The organism is Agreia pratensis, from assembly GCF_900177685.1.
In the GTDB taxonomy this organism is placed as follows: domain Bacteria; phylum Actinomycetota; class Actinomycetes; order Actinomycetales; family Microbacteriaceae; genus Agreia; species Agreia pratensis.
Window position 1 is genome coordinate 296427 of the sequence record NZ_FXAY01000002.1, and the last position, 23792, is coordinate 320218.

Sequence of the window (23792 nt, forward strand, 5' to 3'; positions counted from 1 at the left end):
GATGACCCAGGCCACAATCTCCGTTCCTGCTGCTGATGCTCGATCGAGCAAGCGAGCATCGTCGCGCGCCACGAGGTACACGCGTTCCCTCAAGGGTCGTGGGGTGCACCAGCGCCGCTCAGTGCTGCTCACCATCGTCATGGCCGTCATGGTGGTGTACGCACTCTTCCCCCTGTTCTGGCTCTTCGTCAGCTCGACCAAGACCCAGTCCGAGCTGCTCAGCTCTTTCGGTCTCTGGTTCAGCGGTGACTTCTCGCTCTTCGACAACATCTCGCAGACCCTGACCTACGGCAACGGTGAGTTCGTTCGCTGGTTCGGCAACACGCTGCTGTACGTCGTGGTGGGCGCTGGCGGAGCCACTCTGCTCGCCGCTCTCGGCGGCTATGGCCTCGCCAAGTTCAACTTTCCCGGCAAGAAGCTGGTCTTCGCCGTGGTGCTGGGCGCCGTCGCGATTCCGGGAACGGCCCTGGCGGTTCCGACCTTCCTGATGTTCAGCCAGCTGGGCCTGACCAACACGCCGTGGTCGATCATCCTGCCCTCGCTGATCAGCCCGTTCGGCCTCTATCTGATCTGGACCTACGCCCTCGATGCGGTACCGACCGAGGTGCTCGAGGCTGCCCGGATGGACGGCGCCGGAGAGATGCGCACCTTCTTCACGATCTCTCTGCGCCTGCTGACCCCGGGCATCGTCACGGTTCTGCTGTTCACGGTCGTGGCGACGTGGAACAACTACTTCCTTCCCCTGATCATGCTGTCGGAGCCCACCTGGTACCCGCTCACCGTCGGACTCAACCAGTGGAATCAGCAGTCGCAGACGGTGGGCGGCGACGCCATCTACAACCTGGTCGTCACCGGCTCGCTGCTCACGATCGTTCCCATCATCGTGGCGTTCCTGTTCCTGCAGAAGTACTGGCAGTCAGGCCTCTCGGCCGGAAGCGTCAAGGCGTGATCCACCCATCTACCCATTCCCAGCATCACCTGTTCAACACCACAAGGAAGTGAAAGGCACATCATGAAGATTCGCAGCACACGACGACTCCGGAGGGGCGCCGCAGCCCTCACCGGCGTTCTCGCCCTGGGCCTCGCGCTCTCGGCCTGCTCCTCAGCGGGCGGAAGCGCCGAGACCGGCAACGCCGACGACATCGCCAAGGCCCTCGACACCGAGACCACCATCACGGTGTGGGCGTGGGCCCCGGCCGTCGAGCAGATCGCCAAGGATTTCGAGAAAGAACACCCGAAGATCACGGTCAACGTCGTGAACGCCGGAACCGGCAACGACCAGTACGTGAAACTGCAGAACGCGATCAAGGCCGGATCGGGCGCGCCCGACGTCGCCCAGATCGAGTACTACGCGCTGCCCCAGTTCGCGCTCAGTGACTCGCTCGTCGATCTGAAGGGCTTCGGCTTCGACTCCTTCGCCGACAAGTACACCGACAGCACCTGGAACTCGGTGAGCCTGAACAACGGCATCTACGCCCTTCCGCAGGACTCCGGCCCCATGGCGTTGTTCTATAACAAGGCCGTCTTCGACCAGTACGGCATCGCGGTTCCGACGACGTGGGACGAGTACGTGGCGGCGGCCAAGCAGCTGCACGCCGCAGACCCCACGAAGTACATCACCAACGACACCGGTGACGCCGGTTTCACCACCAGCATGATCTGGCAGGCTGGCGGCCAGCCCTACAAGACCGAGAAGTCCACCGACGTCTCGATCAACCTGCAGGACGCCGGCTCGAAGAAGTTCGCCGACACGTGGAGCCAGCTGGTCGAGGGCGGACTCGTCTCGCCCATCACCTCGTGGAGCGACGAGTGGTACAAGGGCCTCGGCGATGGCAGCATCGCCACCCTCACCATCGGCGCATGGATGCCCGGAAACCTCGAGTCGGGCGTCGCACAGGCCTCCGGTGACTGGCGCGTAGCCCCCATGCCCACCTGGGAGAAGGGTCAGGCTGCCAGCGCCGAGAACGGCGGAGGCGGCGACGCGATCCTCAAGCAGAGCAAGAACAAGCTCGCCGCAGCCGGATTCCTGCAGTACATGAACGAGGGCGACGGCACCCAGACGTCGATCGCCAAGGGCGGATTCCCCTCGACGGTCGCCGACCTCAACAACGACTCGTTCCTGAACTACGAGAGCCCCTACTTCGGTGGACAGAAGATCAACCAGGTTCTGGTCCAGTCGTCGAAGGACGTCGTGAAGGGATGGCAGTACCTGCCCTTCCAGGTCTACTCGAACAGCATCTTCAATGACACCGTCGGCAAGGCCTACGCGAACAAGTCCGACCTGAACGCCGGACTCGAAGCGTGGCAGAAGGCCACGGCCGACTACGGCAACGAACAGGGCTTCACCGTCAAAACCGGCAACTAGCTCCATGTCCTGCGGCCCCCGTCAGTGCGCTGGCGGGGGCCGTCTTCACGCACACCCGAAAGAGACTCCTCCGTGGCCCACGCCCGCGTCACCGTTACCCCTTCCGACATCATCGCCCCGGTGTCGCCCCGCCTGTTCGGCTCCTTCGTCGAGCACATGGGCCGCGCCGTGTACACGGGCATCTATGAGCCGGGCCACCCCACAGCGAACGAGCAGGGGTTCCGTTCAGACGTGCTCGACCTGGTGAAAGAACTCGGTGCCACCGTCATCCGCTACCCCGGCGGCAACTTCGTGTCGGGGTTTCGCTGGGAAGACAGCGTCGGCCCCGTCTCCGAACGACCCACACGCCTCGAGGTGGCGTGGCACAGTGTCGAGAGCAACGAGGTGGGGCTGCACGAGTTCGCCGACTGGGCCGAAAAGGCCGGCGTCGAAGTAATGAACGCGGTCAACCTCGGCACCCGCGGCATCGAAGACGCCGCCGCGCTTCTCGAATACAGCAATCACCCCGCGGGCACAGCGCTGGCCGAACAGCGGCGGGGCAACGGACGCGACGAGCCTTTCGGCATCACGCTCTGGTGCCTCGGCAACGAGATGGACGGTCCGTGGCAGATCGGCCACAAGACAGCGGATGAATATGGCCGGCTCGCCGCCGAGACCGGCCGGGTCATGAAATGGATCGACCCGTCGATCGAGCTCGTCGCCGCCGGAAGCTCCAACGCCGACATGCCCACCTTCGGCACGTGGGAGAAGACCGTGCTCGAGCACGGCATCGACGTGTTCGACCACATCTCGCTGCACGCCTATTACGAGGAGAACGGCGATCTCGAGAGCTTTCTCGCCTCCGGCGTTGGGCTCGACCGCTACATCCGCACGGTTGCCGACATCATCCGCGAGACCCTCGAGGCACACGGCTCCGAGCGCACGGTCGGCATCAGTGTCGACGAGTGGAACGTCTGGAACCAGACCCGGTTCAACGAGGTCGACAAGCCGCCGCTGTTCGCCGGGGAATGGAATCAGCACCCGCGCATCATCGAAGACGAGTACACCGTGACCGACGCGGTCGTCGTCGGAAGCCTGCTCATGTCGCTGCTGCGCAACTCCGACGTGGTGAGCATGGCCAACCTCGCCCAGCTCGTGAACGTGATCGCGCCGATCCGGTCGGAGCCGAACGGACCCGCCTGGCGGCAGACCACCTTCCACCCGTTCGCTCTGACCGCACGCTTCGCCGCGGGCGACGTGGTGAGCGCGCGGGTGTACTCGGATCGACAGCACACATCGAGCTACGGCGATGTCTCACTGCTCGACGCGGTCGCCATGACCGATGGCGATGAGCTGACCCTGCTCCTGGTCAACCGGTCGACGACCGAGCCGCTCGAGGTGGCGATCGACATCGAGGGCGCACCCATCGCATCCGTTCTGTACGAGCGCACGCTCGGCGTGCCGGCGAACGGCGATCGGCACACGAGCAACACACAGGCCGACCCGGATGCCGTGCTTCCGCTCGACCTCGGCATCGTCACGGTCGACGACGGCGGGGCGCAGGCGGTTCTGCCGCCGTTGTCGTGGTCGATCGTGCGGCTCGCAACTCTCCGACCTTCGCTGACCGCCTCGACCTGGGGGAACGACAATGCCTGAATTCCGCATCGGCGATAACGACTTTCTTCTCGACGGCCAGCCCTTCCGCATTCTGTCGGGCGCGCTGCACTACTTCCGCGTGCACCCCGATTACTGGGCCGATCGCATCCACAAGGCCAGGCTCATGGGCCTCAACACGATCGAGACCTACGTGGCGTGGAACGAGCACTCGCCGAAGCGGGGCACGTTCGACACGAGCGGCGGGCTCGACCTGGGCCGCTTTCTCGACCTCGTCGCCGCGGAGGGCATGTACGCGATCGTGCGCCCCGGCCCTTTCATCTGCGCCGAGTGGGATAACGGCGGGTTCCCCGGCTGGCTGTTCAGCGACCCAGCCGTGGGTGTGCGTCGCGATGAGCCGCTGTACATGGCGGCAGTCGCCGAGTATTTCGAAGAACTACTGCCGATCGTCGCATCGCGTCAGATCGATCGCGGCGGGCCCGTCATTCTCATGCAGATCGAGAATGAGTATGGGGCGTACGGCGATGACAAGAGCTACCTGCGCAAGCTGGTCGAATTGACCCGTGCCGGCGGCATCACTGTGCCGTTCACCACCATCGACCAGCCCACCGACCAGATGCTCGCCGACGGCAGCCTTCCCGAGCTGCACAAGACAGGATCGTTCGGCTCTCGCGCTGCCGAGCGGCTCGCCACTCTGCGCTCGCACCAGAAGACCGGTCCGCTGATGTGCGCCGAGTTCTGGGACGGCTGGTTCGATCACTGGGGTGCGCACCACCATGTGACCGACGCACAGGATTCGGCGCGTGAGCTCGACGCACTGCTCGCTGCCGGGGCATCGGTGAACATCTACATGTTCCACGGCGGCACCAACTTCGGCTTCACGAACGGCGCGAACGACAAGGGCGTCTTCCAGCCCACGGTCACGTCGTACGACTACGACGCCCCGCTCACAGAGTCGGGGGAGCCGGGCGAGAAGTTCTGGGCGTTCCGAGAGGTGATCTCGCGCTACGCGCCTGTCCCCGACGAGGTTCCCGAGGCATCTGCAGCCGGTGCCGAACTCGAGGTCGTGCTCGACGAGCGGGTGTCGCTGTGGGATGCCGCCGGCCGGCTCGGCGAGACGGTGGCGGTCGATGCGTTGCCCACCATGGACGAGCGTGGACAGTTCAGAGGCTTCGCGCTCTACACGACCGAGATCGACGCGGTCGCCGATGCCAGCGGGCACGTCGACCGAGTGCTCACTGTCGGCGAGGTGCGCGACAGGGCGCAGGTGTTCGTCGATCGAGCCCCCGTCGGTGTGCTGCAACGAGACCACCACGATGTCAGCCTCAGTCTGCCGGCCTCATCCGACGCCGCGTCGCTGGCGATCCTCGTCGAAGATCAGGGTCGTGTGAACTACGGTCACCGTATCGGCGAGCACAAGGGCCTCATCGGCGGAGTATCGATCAGTGGTGAGGAGATCGCCGGCTGGAGCGCGCTCGAGCTCGACTTCGATGCCGTCGTGTCAGGGGCCACCGGTCTCTATGAACCTCTCGAGGTCGGTCAGGCGGTGACCGGGCCCTCCTTCGTGCGTGGCAGCTTCACCGCGCCGGCCGGTCGAGATCTCTTCTTGAGCACCGACGGCTGGGGCAAGGGTCAGGCATTCGTGAACGGTTTCAACCTGGGTCGCTACTGGAGCCGGGGCCCGGCGACAACTCTCTACGTTCCTGGCGCCCTCGTGCGCGAGGGTCGCAACGAGTTGGTGCTGTTCGAGCTGCACGGTGCCGCGAGAAACATCGCGCTGTTCGTCGCCGGCTCGAGCCTGGGTCACACCGACTACTGACGCGCCGACGGGCCTCAAACGAAGCGGCTACTCCGGGCGTTTCGCCGGGTCTGTCGCCAGGTCGTGGCTGGCTCGGTCGACTACGTCGGCCAGCTCGTCGGTGAGCAGCAGCTCGCGGCGCAGGTGGCGGGTGCGGTACGCGGCGCGACCGACCATGTGCGCGGCGACCGGTGCCGTCAGCATCTGAAAGAGCATCACCAGGAACAGTGTCGAGATCGTGCCCCAGTTGCGCTGCTCCAGAGCGATGGCGAGCAGGATGAACGCCAGGCCCGCGATCTGCGGCTTGGTTGCCGCGTGCATGCGAGAGAGCGCATCGGGAAAACGCAGGAGCCCGATGCCGGCGGCGAGGCTGAGCAGGGCGCCGATGAGCAGGCACGCCGACGAGGCGACATCGAACCAGCTATCAGCGGTCATTTCTCGCCTCCCGCCAGCTCGTCGAGCGATGGATCGAGCGGCGAGGTTCCCTCTTCTGCCCTGCTCGCCTCAGCGTCTTTCTGCTTCGTCGCGAAGCGGGCAACGCTCACCGAGCCGACGAAGGCGAACATGGCGAGAACCAGGGCCACGGGCAGCGTTCGTGTGTGGTGGTTGTAGACCATCTCCGCTCCGAGCACGCAGATGAGCGTCGAGAGCAGCATGTCGGCGGCGACCATCCGATCGAGGATCGAGGGGCCGCGCCAGATTCGAACGACGGCGAAGAGGGCGGCCGCGGCGAACAATGCCCCGGCTATGTAGACGATGATGCTCATTCGGGATAGCCTCCCTCGCTCGGGTACTGATCGACCGGAATGATCGGATGCTGCTCTTCCCACGCCCGCTGTCGACGACCGGTGACGACCGGCCCGAGAGACCGTTCGGCCCGTGAGAGGTTGACCCGGCGCACGTCGTCACGCGAGCCGATCGCGCGAACGATGCGCTCTTCGACCGCGACCACATCGGCGCGAGCTTTCTCGACGTCAGCCTCGGTTTCGGTGCCGAGAACGTGCAGGTACAGGATGTCGTCCTGCCGGTCGGCCTCGACGACCAGCGAACCGGGCACGAGCGAGACGGCAAGCGCGGTCAACGTGAGGCTCAGATCGGACTTCGTGGACAGCTGCACGGCGACGATGGAGCTGGTGGGCACGCGGCGAGGGTCGATCGCCAGCCATGCCACCTGGAAGGAGGCGCGCACCAGGTCGAACACGAAGTGCCCGACGAAAATGACGAGCCCCAGCGGATTGACCCGGTCGGGCAATTCGACGGGTGGCAGGTAGAACACGCGGGTCACCAGCAGGGCGAGCAGGATGCCGGTGACGACGCTGAGCACGGACACCTCGTCCCACAGAAGGGTCCAGAGCACGACGAGCCACACCAGCAGGGGAACCTGTCGCCAGATGGAGCCCTTCACGCCGCTCACGACACTCCTCCCTCGGGAAACACGAGCGAGATGTAGTCGGCGGGGCTCTCGAGAGCCTCGGCCGCTCGGGTGGCCATGGAATAGAGGGGGCCGGCGAAGACGGTGAGGGCGATGCTCACCGTGACCATCGCCACCGTCGCACCGATCATGATGCGAGGCGAGGCCTTCGTGTCCTGCACGTCGGAGGTCTCTTCAGGAGCCTCTTCGATGCGGTCGAGTGCCGGCGACTCCTCTTCGTGGGCTTCGCGCTTCGGCCGCCAGAAGGCCAGGCTCCACGCGCGCATCAGGGCATAGAGCGTGAGCAGCGAGGTGAGCGCGCCCGCGCCGATCAGCACCCAGACGAGTGGCGAGGGCGCCTGGGCACCCGCCTCGAACAGGCCCAGCTTGCCGATGAAACCGGAGAAGGGCGGGATGCCGCCCAGGTTGAGAGCCGGAATGAAGAACAGCACGGCGATGACCGGCGAGGCCTTGAGTAGTCCACCGAGTCGGTTGAGAGCGGTTGTCCCGCCCTGTCGCTCGACGAGTCCCGTTGCGAGGAACAGCGTGGTCTGCACCGTGATGTGGTGGATCACGTAGTAGATGGTGGCGCCGAGACCGGCCACTGTTCCGATCGCGATTCCGAAGATCATGTAACCGATGTGGCTGACCAACGTGAATGACAGCATCCGCTTGATGTCTGATTGCGCGACGGCGCCCAGAATGCCGATCACCAGAGTCAGCAGCGCGACGACGAGCAGCACGGTCTGCAGGGTGTTGCCGGGGAACAAGACGGTCTCGGTGCGGATGATCGCGTAGACGCCGACCTTGGTGAGCAGACCCGCGAACACGGCCGTGACCGGTGCCGGTGCCGTGGGGTACGAGTCGGGCAGCCAGAACGACAGGGGAAAGACGGCCGCCTTGATGCCGAAGGCCACGAGCAGCATGATCTGAAGCACGAGCTGGATGTCTGCGGGCAGCTCGCCGAGACGCACCGACAGCTGGGCGATGTTCACGGTTCCGGTGGCGCCATAGATCATGGCGATCGAGGCGAGGAACAGCATCGACGAGACGAGGCTCACGATGATGTAGGTGATGCCTGCCTTGATTCGAGCCTGAGTTCCGCCGAGCGTGAGCAGCACGTAACTCGCCACGAGCAGGATCTCGAAGCTGACGTAGAGGTTGAACAGGTCACCGGCGACGAAGGCGTTGAACACTCCCGCGGCCAGAATCAGGTAGCTCGGGTGATAGATCGACACGGGCGTCTCGCGATCGCCGTCGGCCATACCCTGACCCACTGAGAACACGAGAACGCAGAGCAGCACGATCGACGAGATCAGCAGCATCAAAGCCGAGAGCCTGTCGACCACCAGCACGATTCCGAACGGTGCCGACCAGCCTCCGACCTCGACGGCGTGGCCCCCGGTCTGATCGGTGAGGTAGACGAGCGCTGCGCTCGTGAGCACCACGAGCGACAGCACGGTGATCGAGAAGGTCACCTGCAGCTTCGGTCGACGGCCCGCCACGAGGGCGCCGGCGGCGCCGATGAGAGGAAGCAGGACGACGAGCGGAATGAGCGAATTCATCAGTGCGTTCACGGTGTCTTCGCCTCCGCTCGCCCTTCGAATTCGGTGTCTTCGCCCGAGCCGTCTTCAGCCTCGTTGCTCGCCTCGTCGTCGATCGAGCTGTCGGCGCCGCCCACGGCCACGTCGGCTTCGTCGCTCGTGATGACGTCGGCTCGGGCGATGCGCCACGAGCGGTAGATGAGTGCGAGCAGGAATGCGGAGACGCCGAAGGTGATGACGATGGCGGTGAGGATGAGCGCCTCGGGCAGCGGGTCGTGCATCTCGGATGGCTCGACGCCGTCGGCCACGATAGGGGCGAGGCCCGCGGGCCCCGCGATGATCAGGATGAGCAGGTTGGTGGCGTTGCCCACCAGCAGGAAGCCGAGCAGCATGCGCGTCATGCTGCGCCCGAGTAGAAGGTAGACACCGCCGGCATACAGCACGGCCATCAGCAGAATCAGAACCAGTGAGGCGCTCATCGTGGGCTCCTCTCGGTGGTGGGGGGCGTGTCGGGCGTGGGCTCGTCGGGCGTGTGGCTCAGCGTGTTGACCTCGTGGGCGCCGGGAATGCCGTCGTCGGGTGAGCTCTCGTCGCCGTGGTCTTCTTCTTGTTGCCTGTCGATCTCTGCGCCGAGACTTCGGAGGATGTCGAGAGCAAGACCCACGACCACCAGGTAGACGCCGATGTCGAACAGGGTCGAGGTCACGAACTCGATGTGGCCGATCACGGGGAGCTCGGCCTCGAACCACGTCGAGGTGAGCGCGTCGACGCCGAAGAAGATCGGCACGAGGGCCGTGCCGCCCGCAAACAGAACACCGAAGCCGAGCAGTTTTCCGGCGTCGATGGGCGCGGCCTCACCGAGTTCGAAGCGTCCTGCAGCGAGGTATCGGGCAACGAAGGCGAGCCCGGCGACGAGGCCTCCGGCGAATCCGCCGCCGGGAATGTTGTGGCCGGCGAACAGCAGATAGACCGACACGATGATGGCCGAGTGGAACAGCAGGCGCACGACGACCTCGAGAATGATCGACCTGTTCTCGGGTGCGAGCGTCTTGCCGGCGAGCAGCCACGGTGTGCGCTGGTTGCCTTTCTCCTGTGATGGAGCCGCGCCGTCGGGGGTCGCCCCAGCGCTCGTGGTCGCCTCGATCGGAGCCTCGGCCATGCGCTTGCGATGGGCGAACCAACGCGGTCGCTCGGTCTCGGGCCCCAGCCTCGGCATGTCGCTGCTGCGGCGAGACAGGAACACCAGGCTGGCGACACCGGTGGCGGCCACCACGAGCACACTCATCTCGCCCAGGGTGTCCCATCCGCGGATGTCGACCAGCAGAACGTTCACGACGTTGCGGCCGTGGCCTCCTTCGTAGGCGAGTTCGGGGAAGCGAAGCGAGATGGGCTCGGCGATGCGCGAGCCGAGGGCGACGACGGCGACGACAGACATCAGGATGCCGACGCTCACGCCGATGACCGCTCGAACGATGCGGTGTCGTCTGCCGTGATCCTGCCCGATGGCCGACGGAAGGCGGCGCAGTACGAGTACGAAGGTGACGAGGGTGACCGTCTCGACGAGGGCTTGGGTCAGCGCGAGATCGGCGGCGCCCTGCAATGCGAAGAGCGCGGCCATGCCGTAGCCGGTCACGCCGACGAGCACCACGGCCATGAAGCGCTTATGGGCGCGGGCGGCAGCGATCGTGGCGACGCCCATGACGATGGCGATGGGCAGCTGAGCGGGGGAGTCCCAGGGTCTGAACGAGCCGGGCAGTTCGCCGACCAGGGCGAGCGCCGTTCCTACAGCGGCCACGAGCACGACGAGGATGGTCGCGACGTAGATCGGCAGGGATCCCGTCTGAGTGAGGCGGGTGAGTCGCACAGCCCCGCGATCCACGAGGTGCACGATGCGGCTGTAACCACGCGCAGAGTCGATCAACGCCGGTACGCGGCCCTGGATGGCGGAGATCCGGGTTCGTGCGGCGAAGAGGGCTAGTCCGAGAACGAGGGTGACCGCCGAGATACCGAGGGCCGGTTCGAGACCGTGCCAGAGGGCGAGATGGGCCGCATCCGGAGTCTCTGCCGAGACAGCCGACGCTTCGCCGCTGAGCGGAGGCACGGTGTCGGCATACTGGCCGAAGAGCGGATCGAGCAGTGGTGAGGCGATGCCGAGGCCGAGGCTCATGACCGCCAGGATGGCCGGCGAGACGAGAAAGTCGACGTGCTCGTGCACGAACTCTGCGGGCTCGATGCCGGGCTTCGACGCGAACGCTCCCCACAGAAAACGGGCGGTGTAGGCGACGGTCAGTACCGATCCGAGGGCGACGCCGATCAGGGCGACGAGCCCGAGCGGGGCGCCGTGTTCCGCGTCTTCGAGCAGCGCGGTGAACACCGCCTCTTTCGCGACGAAACCGAGCATAGGTGGAAGCCCCGCCATCGACGCCGCCGCGAGCGTGGCGACGACAGCCAGGAGCGGCGCCTGCCGACCGAGCCCGCTGATCTTGCGCAGGTCGCGGGTGCCGAGGCGATTGTCGATGATGCCGACGACGAGGAACAGCGTGGCCTTGAAGAGGGCGTGGCCCGTGATCAGGGTGATGCCGGCGAGGGCGGCGTTGCGGGTGCCGTAGCCCACGACCACGGTGAGGAAGCCGAGCTGGCTGACCGTTCCGTAGGCGAGCAGCAGTTTGAGGTCGTGCTGGCGGAGGGCACGCCATCCGCCGACCAGCATGGTCAGAACGCCGATGCCGACAAGCAGCGGCCGCCATCCCGGTGTCTCACCGAACGCGGGAACCAGCAGTGCGATCAAGAAGATGCCGGCCTTGACCATCGCCGCTGCGTGCAGATATGCACTCACGGGTGTCGGTGCGGCCATGGCCGAAGGCAGCCAGAAGTGCAGGGGTACCTGGGCCGACTTTGAGAGGGCTCCGGCGAGTACGAGGAGCACGGCCACCGTGATGAGTCCGGATGCCTGCGGCGGGTCGGCGACGATCTCCGATACCCGGGTGGTGCCGGATTCGACGGCCAGGATGACGACGCCCACCAGCATGGCGAGGCCGCCGGCCGTGGTGACGAGCAGCGCCTGGAGTGCGGCGCCACGGCTCTTGCGCTTCGCTGTGTACTGACCGATGAGCAGATACGAGAAGACGGTCGTCGCCTCCCAGAACATGAAGAGCACGTAGATGTCGTCGCTGACGACGAGTCCGAACATGGCACCGGCGAAGGCGAGGAGCACACCGCTGAATCGGCCGAGACCGTCTTCGCCTCGGCGGAAGTAGCGACCGCAGTAGAGCACGACGAGCGCACCGACACCGGTGACGATGAGGGCCATCGTGAGTGACAGCGGGTCGAGCCGAAAAGCGAGGGCGAGATCGAGCTGCGGAACCCAGGGATGCAGTTCGGTGGGGGTCTCGCCGCGGACGACCGCGGGAATCTGCAGGAGCAGCCAGGCGAAGACGGCGGCCGGAACCGCGGCCGCGACCACGAACATCCGGGGGCCGAAGCGGGCGGTGAGTGATGGCAGAACAAGACCGGCGAGGGCGAAGCCGACGAGAGAGATGATCATTGCGGCTCCCTCAGATAGTCAAGCCGGGGAACGGTTCGCGCCCGGTCGCAAGCGGCCGTGTGGAGTTCCAGTCTACGGGCGCGAGGGAGATGAATGCCCCGGATGGCATAAGTTCTGCGAGATTGGCGACGAGGAGCCGCAGCCCGAGCAGCGATCACTCACGGGTCGAGCTGCGGCCTTGGCTCAAGCGGAGGGAGCGGTCGAGGTGAGCTGCGGGTACAGCGCCTCGAGCGGAGCCGAGAGCCCTGCCTTCACCTGAACGCTTGTGTCGTCGGCGAGAACTTCGAACTCTCGCGCTTCGAGACCGTCGTACGCTCGGGCGACGATGTCAGCCGGATCAGCTTTGGGGGCGGTGACACCCTCGGTCATCGGGGTGTCCGCGTAGCCGAGGTGCAGCCCGACCACGTGGGTTCCCTGGGGTGCCAGCTCCAGGCGCAGCGAGTTGGTCGCCGACCAGAAAGCCGCCTTCGATGCGCTGTAGGCGCCGGCCACTCCGAGCCAGCTCAGCGCCGAGTGCACGTCGACGAGTGAGCCTCCGCCGTTGCGACCGAGAACGTCGGCGAACTCTCGGGCGACCGAGACGGCGCCGAAGAAGTTGGTCTCGAACACGCGACGCAGTGCCGTGGAATCCCCGAGCATGGGCACGTCGCCTGCCACGCCGGCATTGTTGACGAGGATGGTCGTGTCGGACGCGATGCGGGCCGCCGCTCTCACGGAGTCTTCGTCGGTGACGTCGAGCGTCAGTGGCACGATCCGGCTGTCGGACCAATCGCGAGGCGTCCTGGCCGAGGCGTAGACCTTGATCGCGCCGCGCTCGAGCGCCTGGGTCACGAACTCGCGACCGAGGCCTCCGTTTGCCCCCGTGACGAGAACCACTGCGCCGCCGATGTCTGTTGTCATGATGTCCATCTTCTTTCTGGGTTGGAATTCACAACCTAGCACCCTAGGTAGCGATATCAAACCCAGGTGGTATCCTCTGAACATGACGACATCGGTTCTGGGCAAAGATCCTCTCTGTCCCGTGGCGCGCAGCCTCGAGGTGCTCGGCGAGAAGTGGACGATCCTCGTGGTGCGGGAAGCCTTGGCCGGGGTGACGAGGTTCTCCGACTTTCAACAGCGACTCGGGGTCGCCAAAGACGTCCTGGCGGCTCGGTTGTCGACCCTCGTCGAGTTCGACGTCCTCGAAAAACGCTCCTACCGTGCCGAGGGTGAGCGCGAGCGCTCGGAGTATCTGCTCACCGATGCGGGGCGAGACCTCGGCCTCGTGCTGGCGAGTATGGCGCAGTGGAGCGACAGACATCGGCCCACAGGGTTCGGCCCTGTCGTCGAGCACCGCGAGACCGCGACGAATGACACACTCCACATCGCGTTCGTGACGAGCGGAGGACGAGAGGTCGCTCCAGACGCGGTGGAGCGCGTTACCGTGCCGGCGCGCTCGCCTCGTTGAGCAGTGGAAGCTGGAGAGTCAGCCACGGACTGAACGCCCACGGTGTGCTGGCGACAGCGGAGACGAGAGAGCCCGCGTCGACCCAGTTCCATTCGGCGACCTCGTCGGGACTGGCCGCGATATCGTCGCGCGTGGTGGCGGTGAACACGGGGCAGATCTCGTATTCGACGATGCCGGATGCGTCGGTCGCCCGGTAGCGGAAGTCCGGCAGCACCAGGGTCACGTTCTCGAGCGTGATGCCCAGTTCGCGTTCCGCGCGTCGGGCGACGGCGTCGGTCATCTGCTCTCCCGGAGAGGGGTGGCCACAGAAAGAATTCGTCCAGACGCCCGGCCAAGCCACCTTGGCGAGCGAGCGTCGAGTCACGAGAATCCGACCCCGTTCATCGAAGACATGGCACGAGAATGCAAGGTGCAGCGCCGTGTCTGTTGTGTGCACAGTGGCCTTGTCGGCCGTTCCGATCGGCGTTCCCTCCTCAGAAAGGAGAACCACCTGTTCGCGAGAAGACATTGCTTCAGTCTGCCAGAGTGAGCGAATAGTCAGCCGACTGACTGTTCGGGCCCGGTTTCATCGAGCAGGCAAGCCGGCATTGTGCAATCCCCCTGTCGAGGCGGACTACTTAGACAGTCTCGTAAGTTAGCCTCGGACTGTGGATACGCATGATCTCGTGGTGGTGACTCAGCGGCGACGGCAGCATGTCGACGCGGTTCTCGACCGCTTCTTCGGGCTCGCGAAGTCGCGGGCCTCAGGCATCGGCCCGCGCTACGTCACCCTCTGGGAGACGCTCGAGAAGAACTCCGCCGGCGGCAAGCGCTTTCGGCCGTCGATGGTCCTGGCGGCGTACGAGTCGTTCGGGGGAACCGACTCCGAGACCGCCGCATATGTCGGAGCAGCCTTCGAACTGCTGCACACCGCCCTCATCGTGCACGACGATGTGATCGACCGCGACTTCATCCGTCGCGGCGGCCCCAATGTCTCGGGAAGCTACCGCGATCTCGCCCAGACGGCAGGAATCCCCATTCCCACCGCGGAGCATCGGGGGCTCTCGGTCGCCGTCATCGCCGGCGACCTCGCCCTCTTCAACGCCTTCCGCCTGCTCGATCGCAGCGGAGTGGCAGGCGAGCTGCGCGAGCGTCTGCACGAGATTCTCGACGAGGCCATGTTCGCCTCGGCCGCCGGCGAACTGCTCGACGTCGACTTCTCTCTGCACCCAGACCCACCGTCGGTCGACGACATCGTCGACATGGAGAGACTCAAGACGGCCGTGTACTCCTTCGAGACTCCTCTGCAGGCCGGCGCCGTGCTGGCGGGAGCCGATGACGCCGCGGTGCAGGCTCTCGGATCGTTCGGTCGCAATCTCGGCATCGCCTATCAGATCGTCGACGATCTCCTGGGTGTGTTCGGAGACGAGGGCGACACCGGAAAGTCCACACTCGGCGACCTTCGCGAGGGCAAGCGCACCGTGCTGATCGCCTATGCGGCGACGACTGAGCAGTGGTCAGAGATCGAACCGCTGTTCGGCGATCCCGACCTCGATCAGCAGGGCGCGAAACGCATCCGGGCTCTGCTTGAAGAAAGCGGAGCGCGGCGCTACGCAGAGGCTCTCGCAAGCGACTTCGCCAATCGAGCCTGGGAGCATCTGGCCTCGCCCTCTCTTCCCGACTCGGTTCGCGCAGAGTTCCGCGGCTTCGTGTCGACCGTGCTGGAACGGGCCAAATGACTCAGCAACGCTCGCTCTACGACCGCGTCGCCATGGAGGCATCGGCCGTCGTCATCCGTCGGTACTCCACCTCGTTCGGGCTCGCCTCCAAGCTCTTGGCCCAGCCCGTGCGCCAGCACGTCGAGAACATCTACGCTCTCGTGCGGCTCGCAGACGAGGTCGTCGACGGCGTCGCCGCCGAGGCGTGTCTCGCGGCGGATGCCATCCGGTCTCAACTCGACACTCTCGAGGCAGAGACCAACGAGGCCATGCGCTGCGGTTTCAGCACAAATCTGGTGGTGCACGCCTTCGCGCTGACCGCCCGCGAGACGGGATTCGGCGAGGAGCTCACGGCGCCGTTCTACGCCTCGATGCGCGCCGATCTGAGCCAGACCGCGCACACCCAGGACTCGTTCGAGCGCTACGTCTACGGCTCGGCCGAAGTCGTCGGACTGATGTGTCTCAAGGCCTTCCTCGTAGGACATCGCTACTCAGAAGCCGACGATGCCCGCCTCGTCGACGGCGCCCGCCACCTCGGCGCCGCTTTTCAGAAGATCAACTTCCTGCGCGACCTCGCCGCAGACTTCACCGCCCTCGGCCGCAGCTATTTTCCTGGCGTCGACGTCGACTCGTTCACCGAGGCGCAGAAGAGCGCGATCATCGACGATATTCAGAATGACCTCGACATCGCCTGCAGCACCCTCACGCTTCTGCCGTCGTCATCGCGTCGTGCCGTGGTACTCGCGCAGGGCCTCTTCGCCGAGCTCACCGGCCGTCTACGCGAAACGCCGGCGTCGGTATTGGTGACCACCCGCATCCGCGTGCCCAACCCCGTTAAAATGCGAATCGCGGCCCTTGCTGCCGCGGGACGTCTACCGAAGGAGCACGAGTGACTGTCATCCCCACCGGTGGAGAGACCGATCCGCAGGGCGTGCCGCGCCGTGCCATCGTGATCGGCGCCGGCATCAGCGGGTTGGCGAGTGCAGCGCTTCTCGCGCGCGAGGGCTACTCGGTGACCGTGCTCGAGAAGCAGGCGTCTGTCGGCGGCCGAGCCGGAGTCTGGAAGAAAGACGGGTTCACTTTCGACACGGGGCCGTCGTGGTACCTGATGCCCGAGGTATTCGACCACTTCTACAAGCTCATGGGCACCTCGGCTGCAGAGCAGCTCGACCTCACCCGGCTCGACCCCGGGTACCGCGTCTTCTTCGAGGGAGAAGAGACCACGGTCGACATCCGCAGCGATCTCGACTCCAACCTCGAGCTGTTCGAATCGATCGAGCCTGGCGCCGGGGTGAAGATGGCCGGCTACCTGGACTCCGCTGCCGAGACCTACGAGCTCGCCAAGAAGTACTTCCTCTACTCCACCTTCGAAGACCTCAAGCCGCTCGCGGTCGGCCCCGTGGTCTCGCGTACGCTCAGGCTCGTGCGCTTGCTCACCGAGACGCTGGCCAGCTTTGCCGGTCGCGCGGTGCACGATCGCAGACTGCAGCAGATTCTCGGATACCCCGCCGTCTTCCTCGGATCGTCGCCGTATGCCGCTCCGAGCATGTATCACCTGATGAGTCACCTCGACATGAACGATGGCGTGCTTTACCCCCAGGGCGGATTCGGTCAGGTGATCGCCAGCATCGCGAATATCGCGAGAGACGCGGGGGTCGAGATCCACACCGGAGCGACCGTCACCCGCATCGTGCTCGAACTCGATCCGGCTCTTCGTGCGCCGGAACCCGAGAAGAGCGTCTACGACTACGAGACCACCGAGTTCGACACGAACGTGATCGACCGCGACGAGTTGCGGCGCGTTCTGGCCGGCGAAGTGGATGCGCACGGCAACGGCGCGGCCGCGTCCCCGAGCGGGCCCGGCTCATCGACGGCCGGCGCAGGCGCCGCAGCCGATTCCGTGACCGCGCCACGCGCATCCGATCGCAGCCGTGTCGGCGGCGTGCACTACCTCGACGACGAGGGACGGGCTCACGAGCTCGAGGCCGACCTCGTCGTGGCGACGGCCGACCTGCGTCACGTCGAGACCACGATGCTGCTGCCCGAGCTGCAGACGTACCCCGAGTCGTATTGGCAGAAGAAGACGGCGGGCCCCAGCGCCGTGCTCGTCTACCTCGGTGTCACGGGCGAGCTGCCCGAGCTGGCGCACCACTCGCTGTTCTTCACCAAGGACTGGAAGGGCGACTTCGGCAAGATCTTCGGAGCGAGCAAGTTCGGACGTTTCGGACCGAAGGGACCGACCTCGGTTCCCGAACCCGCATCGATCTACGTATGCCGCCCCAGCGCCACCGACAGCGGCGTCGCTCCCGAGGGCCACGAGAACATCTTCATCCTCGTTCCGATTCCTGCCGACCCGGCCATCGGCCATGGCGGCGAGAACGGCCAGGGGGATGTGCGGGTCGAGAGGATCGCCGACGCTGCGATCGCACAGGTGGCCGAGTGGGCAGGCGTTCCTGACCTCGCCGATCGCATCGTGGTTCGGCGCACCGTTGGGCCGGCCGACTTCGTCGACGACCTCAACTCGTGGAAGGGCACTGCCCTGGGCCCGGCCCACACGCTGGGCCAGAGCGCGTTCTTCCGCGCAGGCAACGTGTCGAAGAAGGTCGACGGCCTTGTCTACGCCGGTGGGTCCACGATCCCCGGAATCGGGCTGCCCATGTGTCTGATCAGCGCCGAGCTCGTGATCAAGCGGCTGCGCGGCGACACGAGCACGGGGGCGTTGGCGGAGCCTGCCGACGAGACCGCCGAGATCGCGCCGCTGCCGTTTCCGGCCGACGCGTCGACGGACCTGCCAGCGGACGACTGATGGGCCTGCTCTACCTTCTGGCCCTTCTGGTATCGCTCACCGGCATGGTCGTACTCGACCGGCGCTTCACGCTCTTCTTCTTTCGTGACGCGCGGCGGGCATCCATCGTTCTGGTCGCCGGTCTGGTGTTCTTCGTCGGCTGGGATCTGGCGGGTATCGGCCTCGGCATCTTCTTTCGTGGCGAGACCTCGTTCATGACCGGGCTGCAGCTGGCTCCCGAGCTGCCCATCGAGGAGCTCTTCTTTCTGACCCTGCTCTGCTATCTCGCCATGAACCTGTTCGGGTTCCTGACGAGAGAGCGTGCGACTGCGGGCGCCTCGCGCCGACCGGCGGTGCGCTCGTGAACTACTGGGCGCTCAATGCGATCTTTCTCACGGTGGTCGCACTGATCGCGATCGTCGCGGCCGTGCGCATCCGGAGCGTGAGGCCGTGGGTCGCCGTGACGATCACCCTCGGTGTTCTGCTCGTGATGACCGCTGTCTTCGACAATGTGATGATCGGCGTGGGGCTCGTCGGCTACGAGCCCACGCTCATCTCGGGCGCATTCATCGGCATAGCGCCGCTCGAGGACTTCGCGTATGCGGTGGCCGCCGCCATTCTGCTTCCGTCGCTCTGGATGCTGCTGCCCGCGGGCTCGCGCGCATCCGGTGTCGACACGAGGCCCGGCGCATGATCCGCCAGCTGCTTCTGTCGTCGCGGCCTCTGTCGTGGGTCAACACGGCGTTCCCGTTCGCGGCCGGCTACCTGCTGGTCACGCGCGAGGTCGACCTCGTGTTCGTACTGGGCACGCTGTACTTTCTGATTCCGTACAACCTCGCGATGTACGGCATCAACGACGTCTTCGACTACGAGTCCGACATGCGCAATCCGCGCAAGGGCGGTGTCGAGGGCGCGGTGCTCGACAAGTCGTTGCATCGCATCACACTGTGGGCCGTCGTCATCACGAATGTGCCGTTCGTCGTGTTTCTCATCGCGGTCGGCTCGCCCCTGTCGTGGCTGGTGCTGGCCGTGAGTCTCTTCGCCGTGCTCGCCTACAGCGCCCCGAAGCTGCGGTTCAAGGAGCGCCCCTTCATCGACTCGCTCACCTCGAGCACGCACTTCGTGAGCCCGGCCGTTTACGGTCTCGTCTTGGCCGGGGCCGCGTTCACGCCTGCCCTCTGGGCGGTGCTCGCGGCCTTCTTCCTCTGGGGTGTGGCCAGCCACGCGTTCGGCGCGGTGCAGGACATCGTCGCCGACAGGGAGGGCGGCATCTCGTCGATCGCCACCGTTATCGGGGGAGCGGCCACGGTGCGCATCGCCTTCGTGGCGTATCTGCTGGGTGGCGTGCTCATGCTGTTCACCACGTGGCCCGGCCCGTTGGGAAGCGTGCTGGTTCTGCCCTACGCGCTGAGCGTTCTGCCGTACTGGTCGATCGCCGACGCGGATGCGGAGCATGCGAACACGGGCTGGCGCCGCTTCCTGACGTTCAACTTCGTCTGCGGGTTCGTGGTCACGATGCTGCTGATCTGGCTCTGGGTGCTGGTTCCCTAGGCTTCAGGTTCGTAGTGCAGGCCGGGCCATGTCGAGCTGCCAGTCCAGCCTCGCTTCTGCAGTTCTCGTTCGATCACGAGAATGATGTGGTGGGGTTGCTTCAGGTCTGAGCGCATCACGTCGATCGTTTTCCAGTCGATGTCGTCGAGGTTGCGTTCTCGTCGGATGTCGTTCTCCCATGCGTCGTGGCTCGTCGCATGCACGAATCCCTTGTATTCGATGCCGAGGTTGTAGCCGCGAACACGAAGGTCTGGGCAGGCGAGCACCCGTCCTGTGTCATCCCGGACGGGTTCGTTGACGATGAGCTCGGGAAAGCCTGCAGTCTGCAGAAGCAGCCGCAGTTCCGTCTCCTTAGGCGAGTCCACCCTCTCGCGTACGGCGTCGAGGGCGCGGTCGATCATCTTCCGGTGGCGGCGTCCTCGATGAGCTGCGGCCGCGTCGCGCAGGCGTCGAACCGTCGTGAAAGGACGTCGTGTGCCGTTCGGCTCCCGAAATCCGCGCAGGAGGTAATCTCCTGCCGCGACGAGTTCGAGGAAGTCCAGTTGTATCCCCAGCTCGAGCCAGGTCTGCTCCGCGGTCGACATCCGGAGCCCGCGCGAGTTTATGGGTGTGGCGCGGCCCGCGCCGACGGAATGGCCCACTACACGGCTCGCTCGGGGTGGACGGCGAGGCCGCACGACGGTGACGTGGATGTCTTTCGTCGTCTCGAGTCACCGCGGCAAAGGGCATCCGAACAGAAGCGCAGCCGTGGAATGGCTGACGTATGAGTCGGCCGGAGCGATGGACTGCCAGGCCATGCATCGTTGCCGCAGGCTGGTTGATGCCGACGGCAGCCGAGTGCCGTGAAAGGGGGCGTAGAGGTCGGATGCGCGGAGCCTGCTCCGAGTCACGCCTCGACTCTGCGCGTCGCTGACCGAGAAGGGGCCACCGCGAAGATCATCGGGCAGGGGTGAGGCGTTCGGCATCCGCCTAGCTTCGTCGAAAGCGTCTCGGTGCGTCCTCGGTTCTCCACAGGGGAGCGCCGCGAGCTCGCCGCGTGAGGTGACGTGAATGGCGGGCGCGAGCGGCCACCATGTCGCCATTTGCGACATCTCACCGTGAGCATGTCGCTCAAGTGGGTGCCGAACGGGCGCGGATGTCTGGGGCGGCTACTCCGCGGACGCCGTGGCGCGCAGATCGGGCAGCTTCACGAAGAGCATCAGCACGAGGCCCACCGCGACGACGAGCACGATGCCCAGGATGCCCCAGTACTGCGCTCCTGCGATGGCGATGAACAGCGCCCAGAGGCCGGGAGAGATGAAGCTCGCCGCGCGGCCGGTCGTGGCGTAGAGGCCGAAGATCTCGCCCTCGCGGCCTGCCGGTGACACCCGGGCGAGCAGCGAGCGCGACGCTGTCTGGGCCGGTCCGACGAAGAGACAGAGTGCCAAGCCGCCGATCCAGAACACGATCTTGCCGGCGTCGTGCAGGGCGAAGACGCCCGTGCCGGCCACGACCAGGCCGATGAGTGAGAAGAGAATGACGGCGCGCGGCCCGAAGCGGTCGTCGAAACGCCCGGAGATGATCGTGCTGACTCCCGCCACCAGGTTGGCAGCGATTCCGAATGCGACCACCTCGAGGAACTTGAAGCCGAAGGTGCCAGACGCGATGATCGCTCCGAAGGCGAAGACACCGGCGAGGCCATCGCTATAGACGGCGCTGGCCACAAGAAACCAGAACGTGTGACGGCTCTCGCGGTAGAGCTGTGCGATGTCTTTCACGAGAACGACGTAGCTCGCGAAGAAGCCGACCTTCGGGCCGACCGAACGTGCCGCCGGCAGCTCTGGCACGAAGACGAAGATGGGGATCGCGAAGATGATCGTCCAGATGGCACAGCCGACCGCGACGATGCGGAACGGCAGCCCGTCGTCTTGCGGCAGTCCGAACCAGTCGGCGCTGTAGGCCACGACGACGAGCACGAGCGCGACGATGCCGCCGATGTAGCCGAGCCCCCATCCGAGCCCGCTGACGCGGCCGATCGTCTTCTTGGTCGATACCTGTACGAGCATCGCGTTGTAGTTCACTCCGGCGAGTTCGCTGAAGACACTGCCGATCGCGACCAGAGATGCTCCGAGCACGAAGTAGCTCGGCTGCCCCTGCACGAAGAAGAGCGCGCCCATGCTCGCAATGAGCAGGATCGTATAGAGAAGCAGTCCCGCCTTGCGACTTCCGGCGCGGTCGGCGCGTTGGCCGAGTACGGGTGCGAGAACGAGGATGACCAGCCCGGCAACGAAGATGGCGAAGCCGAACCCGCTGGCGAGGTCGGCGAGGCCCGCGACCTTGGCTGGAGCATCGTCGGGCAGCGACGCGACATCGGCAGGGAGGAACACATCGGTGGTCAGGTAGAGAGCCGTGAAGATGAACGTGAGAATCACCGAGTTGTACGGCTGAGTAGCCCAATCCCACAGCGCCCACGACCGCACCTGCCGGGCGGGAACGGGAGTGACCTGCAGGTCGAGACCGATCGCGAGCGCGGCGCCGGTGTTGGCGACGGTGGGCATCCTGGGCGGTGCCGAAGGGTCGAGAGGGTCGGTCGTGTCGCCGGCCGAGTCACCGGCTGCACGGCCGGAATTCTGATTCATGCTCACACAGTAGTCGCGCAAGGCGTCGAGGCAGGAGACAACGCGTGCACGCCCGGTGAATCGTGACGGCGCCCATATCGTGGGGTCTAAGGTTGTGGGCATGAACCGGCACCGGGGGGGCCTCTTCAGCCGAGCGCGCGGCGGAGATACGGCGGATCTGCGCGAGCACAATCTCTCTCTCGTGCTGCGTTACCTGCGAGACAACGGGCCTTCGTCGCGTGCGCAGATCGCCGAGTCGTCGACGCTGGGGCTGTCGACCCTCACCGGCATGATCGGCGAGTTGAAAGCACTCGATCTCGTGCACGAGGGCCTCGCCCCGACACAATCACGCCTCGGCCGCCCTACGCACTCCGTCTCGCTCTCAGGCGACGCGTGGGTCGTCGCGGGGCTGCGGGTGGATGTCGATGGTGTGCAGGCGAAGACCGCCACGGTCGGCGGCGATCACCTCGGCAGCTACGCCGACAGAGCAGATCTGCGAGGCGGTGACGCGGCGCCGGCGATTCGGATGCTGCGGGCCGCGATCGACTGGATCATCGAGTCGATAGACCCGCAGCGCACCCTGACGGCGATCACCGTCGCGGTGCCCGGAATCATCTCCCCGTGCGGCGATTCGGTGGCGCGGTCGGAATCACTCGGCTGGAGCGACATCGATCTTCTGGCGGCCGTGCGAGAGCAGCTCCTCGCCGGCGGATGCGGCGGAGCCGTGGTCGAACTCGCCCGCGACAGCGCCGTGGCTGCTCTCGGACTCGCTCGAGGCGAGTTGCATGAGCGCATCGGGCGCCGCACGACGCTGTACTTCGGGGGAGAGCGAACCGTCATCGGCGCCGTCCTCCTCGGAGGTGAATCGCTGGTCTCCGGATCGCCGGGCGAAGCGGACTTCGCCGGTATCCGTGTCTTGGCCGAGGGCAGAGGCGTCGAGCGCCTCGACCGCGTCGTGGCGCTGTCGACGCTCCTCACGGATGCCTCGGTGCATGATCGCGACGCCGCGGTCGCCCTCGTCGATCGCTTTCCCAGAGATGCGCTCGCCTCATTCGTGTCGGCGTTGGCCGATGGGCACGACGGGGCGGCATCAGTTCTCGCGTCGGCCATGAGGTCGCTCGCGCAGGCCATCGAATCCGCCGTCGCGGTGCTCGGTGCCGAGGTCGTGATGCTCGACGGATATCTGGGTGTCCTTGCATCGCTCGTAGACCCGCCGGTCGACGCGGCGGTCGACGTGATCGCACTCGGGTCGCACCCGTCTCGAATCGTCGACGGCGCCGTCTTCGCGGCCAGAGACGCCCGCCTTGCTCAGCCCTTGCACATCCGGAACTGATTGCGCACGGCGCCGTACCGACGCACGATAAAACTTGAGTCGACCAAGCTCAACTTTAGCTGTGAGCGCTTGACATTGATTTTGGTCGCTGGCAAGCTTGAGTCAACAAGGCTCAACCCTTGTGCGA

The 23792-nt window shown here is 65.7% G+C and carries 22 protein-coding genes; 12 read left to right on the forward strand and 10 right to left on the reverse strand.

Annotated elements, in window-relative coordinates:
• The first annotated feature begins 1 nt into the window (after nucleotide 1).
• From B9Y86_RS06835 to B9Y86_RS06850, 4 genes are all read left to right on the forward strand, one after another.
• On the forward strand, nucleotides 2-949 hold the full coding sequence (locus B9Y86_RS06835; protein WP_085484341.1) for a carbohydrate ABC transporter permease: 948 nt from the start codon (nucleotides 2-4) through the stop codon (nucleotides 947-949).
• Nucleotides 950-1012: 63 nt separating this feature from the next.
• On the forward strand, nucleotides 1013-2365 hold the full coding sequence (locus tag B9Y86_RS06840) for an ABC transporter substrate-binding protein (protein ID WP_139824784.1): 1353 nt from the start codon (nucleotides 1013-1015) through the stop codon (nucleotides 2363-2365).
• A gap of 72 nt (nucleotides 2366-2437) precedes the next feature.
• Nucleotides 2438-4000, forward strand: coding sequence for an arabinosylfuranosidase ArfA (gene arfA, locus B9Y86_RS06845; RefSeq protein WP_244894668.1), 1563 nt, complete (start codon nucleotides 2438-2440; stop codon nucleotides 3998-4000).
• Complete coding sequence (locus tag B9Y86_RS06850) at nucleotides 3993-5777, forward strand: glycoside hydrolase family 35 protein (protein ID WP_085484343.1); 1785 nt, start codon at nucleotides 3993-3995, stop codon at nucleotides 5775-5777. Before arfA ends, B9Y86_RS06850 begins: the two co-directional genes overlap by 8 nt.
• Nucleotides 5778-5804: 27 nt before the next feature.
• On the opposite strand, the gene mnhG is transcribed toward B9Y86_RS06850, so the two are convergent.
• The 7 genes from mnhG to B9Y86_RS06885 all read right to left on the reverse strand — a co-directional run bounded on the left by mnhG (nucleotide 5805) and on the right by B9Y86_RS06885 (nucleotide 13155).
• On the reverse strand, nucleotides 5805-6191 hold the full coding sequence (gene mnhG, locus B9Y86_RS06855; RefSeq protein WP_085484345.1) for a monovalent cation/H(+) antiporter subunit G: 387 nt from the start codon (nucleotides 6189-6191) through the stop codon (nucleotides 5805-5807).
• Nucleotides 6188-6523: an MrpF/PhaF family protein gene (locus tag B9Y86_RS06860; RefSeq protein WP_085484347.1), complete on the reverse strand. Its 336-nt coding sequence runs from the start codon at nucleotides 6521-6523 to the stop codon at nucleotides 6188-6190. Before B9Y86_RS06860 ends, mnhG begins: the two co-directional genes overlap by 4 nt.
• Entirely contained in the window at nucleotides 6520-7170 is a 651-nt protein-coding gene (locus B9Y86_RS06865) for a Na+/H+ antiporter subunit E (RefSeq protein WP_085484349.1), read from the reverse strand. Before B9Y86_RS06865 ends, B9Y86_RS06860 begins: the two co-directional genes overlap by 4 nt.
• A complete protein-coding gene (locus B9Y86_RS06870; protein ID WP_085485291.1) occupies nucleotides 7167-8732 on the reverse strand; it encodes a Na+/H+ antiporter subunit D in 1566 nt (521 codons plus the stop codon). The genes B9Y86_RS06865 and B9Y86_RS06870 overlap by 4 nt, the downstream gene beginning before the upstream one ends.
• Nucleotides 8733-8740: 8 nt before the next feature.
• The gene (locus tag B9Y86_RS06875; RefSeq protein ID WP_085484351.1) at nucleotides 8741-9190 is read right to left on the reverse strand and encodes a Na(+)/H(+) antiporter subunit C; all 450 of its coding nucleotides are present in this window, start codon (nucleotides 9188-9190) and stop codon (nucleotides 8741-8743) included.
• Nucleotides 9187-12255, reverse strand: coding sequence for a Na+/H+ antiporter subunit A (locus B9Y86_RS06880; RefSeq protein WP_085484353.1), 3069 nt, complete (start codon nucleotides 12253-12255; stop codon nucleotides 9187-9189). The genes B9Y86_RS06875 and B9Y86_RS06880 overlap by 4 nt, the downstream gene beginning before the upstream one ends.
• A gap of 183 nt (nucleotides 12256-12438) precedes the next feature.
• Nucleotides 12439-13155 carry an SDR family oxidoreductase gene (locus B9Y86_RS06885; protein ID WP_085485293.1) on the reverse strand — a complete coding sequence of 239 codons (717 nt, stop codon included), beginning with the start codon at nucleotides 13153-13155 and terminating at the stop codon, nucleotides 12439-12441.
• 82 nt (nucleotides 13156-13237) lie between these two features.
• Between B9Y86_RS06885 and B9Y86_RS06890 the strand changes: the two genes are divergently transcribed.
• Nucleotides 13238-13702 (forward strand): winged helix-turn-helix transcriptional regulator, encoded by a 465-nt coding sequence (locus B9Y86_RS06890; protein ID WP_139824785.1) that lies wholly within the window; start codon nucleotides 13238-13240, stop codon nucleotides 13700-13702.
• Here the strand turns inward: B9Y86_RS06890 and idi are convergent.
• The gene (gene idi / locus B9Y86_RS06895) at nucleotides 13674-14210 is read right to left on the reverse strand and encodes an isopentenyl-diphosphate Delta-isomerase (RefSeq protein ID WP_085484356.1); all 537 of its coding nucleotides are present in this window, start codon (nucleotides 14208-14210) and stop codon (nucleotides 13674-13676) included. The genes B9Y86_RS06890 and idi overlap by 29 nt on opposite strands.
• A 139-nt stretch (nucleotides 14211-14349) precedes the next feature.
• On the opposite strand from idi, the gene B9Y86_RS06900 reads away from it, so the two are divergent.
• From B9Y86_RS06900 to B9Y86_RS06925, 6 genes are read left to right on the forward strand one after another with little or no spacing between them, the layout of a single operon-like run.
• Entirely contained in the window at nucleotides 14350-15420 is a 1071-nt protein-coding gene (locus tag B9Y86_RS06900) for a polyprenyl synthetase family protein (RefSeq protein WP_085484358.1), read from the forward strand.
• Nucleotides 15417-16292 carry a phytoene/squalene synthase family protein gene (locus B9Y86_RS06905; RefSeq protein WP_085484360.1) on the forward strand — a complete coding sequence of 292 codons (876 nt, stop codon included), beginning with the start codon at nucleotides 15417-15419 and terminating at the stop codon, nucleotides 16290-16292. The genes B9Y86_RS06900 and B9Y86_RS06905 overlap by 4 nt, the downstream gene beginning before the upstream one ends.
• Nucleotides 16289-18205 carry a phytoene desaturase family protein gene (gene crtI / locus B9Y86_RS17760; protein WP_244894669.1) on the forward strand — a complete coding sequence of 639 codons (1917 nt, stop codon included), beginning with the start codon at nucleotides 16289-16291 and terminating at the stop codon, nucleotides 18203-18205. The genes B9Y86_RS06905 and crtI overlap by 4 nt, the downstream gene beginning before the upstream one ends.
• Nucleotides 18205-18549: a lycopene cyclase domain-containing protein gene (locus tag B9Y86_RS06915; protein ID WP_085484362.1), complete on the forward strand. Its 345-nt coding sequence runs from the start codon at nucleotides 18205-18207 to the stop codon at nucleotides 18547-18549. Before crtI ends, B9Y86_RS06915 begins: the two co-directional genes overlap by 1 nt.
• A complete protein-coding gene (locus B9Y86_RS06920; RefSeq protein ID WP_085484364.1) occupies nucleotides 18546-18878 on the forward strand; it encodes a lycopene cyclase domain-containing protein in 333 nt (110 codons plus the stop codon). The genes B9Y86_RS06915 and B9Y86_RS06920 overlap by 4 nt, the downstream gene beginning before the upstream one ends.
• Nucleotides 18875-19735, forward strand: coding sequence for a prenyltransferase (locus B9Y86_RS06925; protein ID WP_085484366.1), 861 nt, complete (start codon nucleotides 18875-18877; stop codon nucleotides 19733-19735). Before B9Y86_RS06920 ends, B9Y86_RS06925 begins: the two co-directional genes overlap by 4 nt.
• Here B9Y86_RS06925 and B9Y86_RS06930 read toward each other — a convergent pair.
• Nucleotides 19732-20319 carry a hypothetical protein gene (locus tag B9Y86_RS06930; RefSeq protein ID WP_085484368.1) on the reverse strand — a complete coding sequence of 196 codons (588 nt, stop codon included), beginning with the start codon at nucleotides 20317-20319 and terminating at the stop codon, nucleotides 19732-19734. The two genes, B9Y86_RS06925 and B9Y86_RS06930, sit on opposite strands and share 4 nt — an antisense overlap.
• Nucleotides 20320-20883: 564 nt before the next feature.
• Nucleotides 20884-22353, reverse strand: coding sequence for an MFS transporter (locus B9Y86_RS06935; protein WP_244894670.1), 1470 nt, complete (start codon nucleotides 22351-22353; stop codon nucleotides 20884-20886).
• A 100-nt stretch (nucleotides 22354-22453) separates the two neighbouring features.
• Between B9Y86_RS06935 and B9Y86_RS06940 the strand changes: the two genes are divergently transcribed.
• A complete protein-coding gene (locus B9Y86_RS06940) occupies nucleotides 22454-23665 on the forward strand; it encodes an ROK family protein (protein ID WP_085484370.1) in 1212 nt (403 codons plus the stop codon).
• Nucleotides 23666-23792 lie beyond the last annotated feature (127 nt).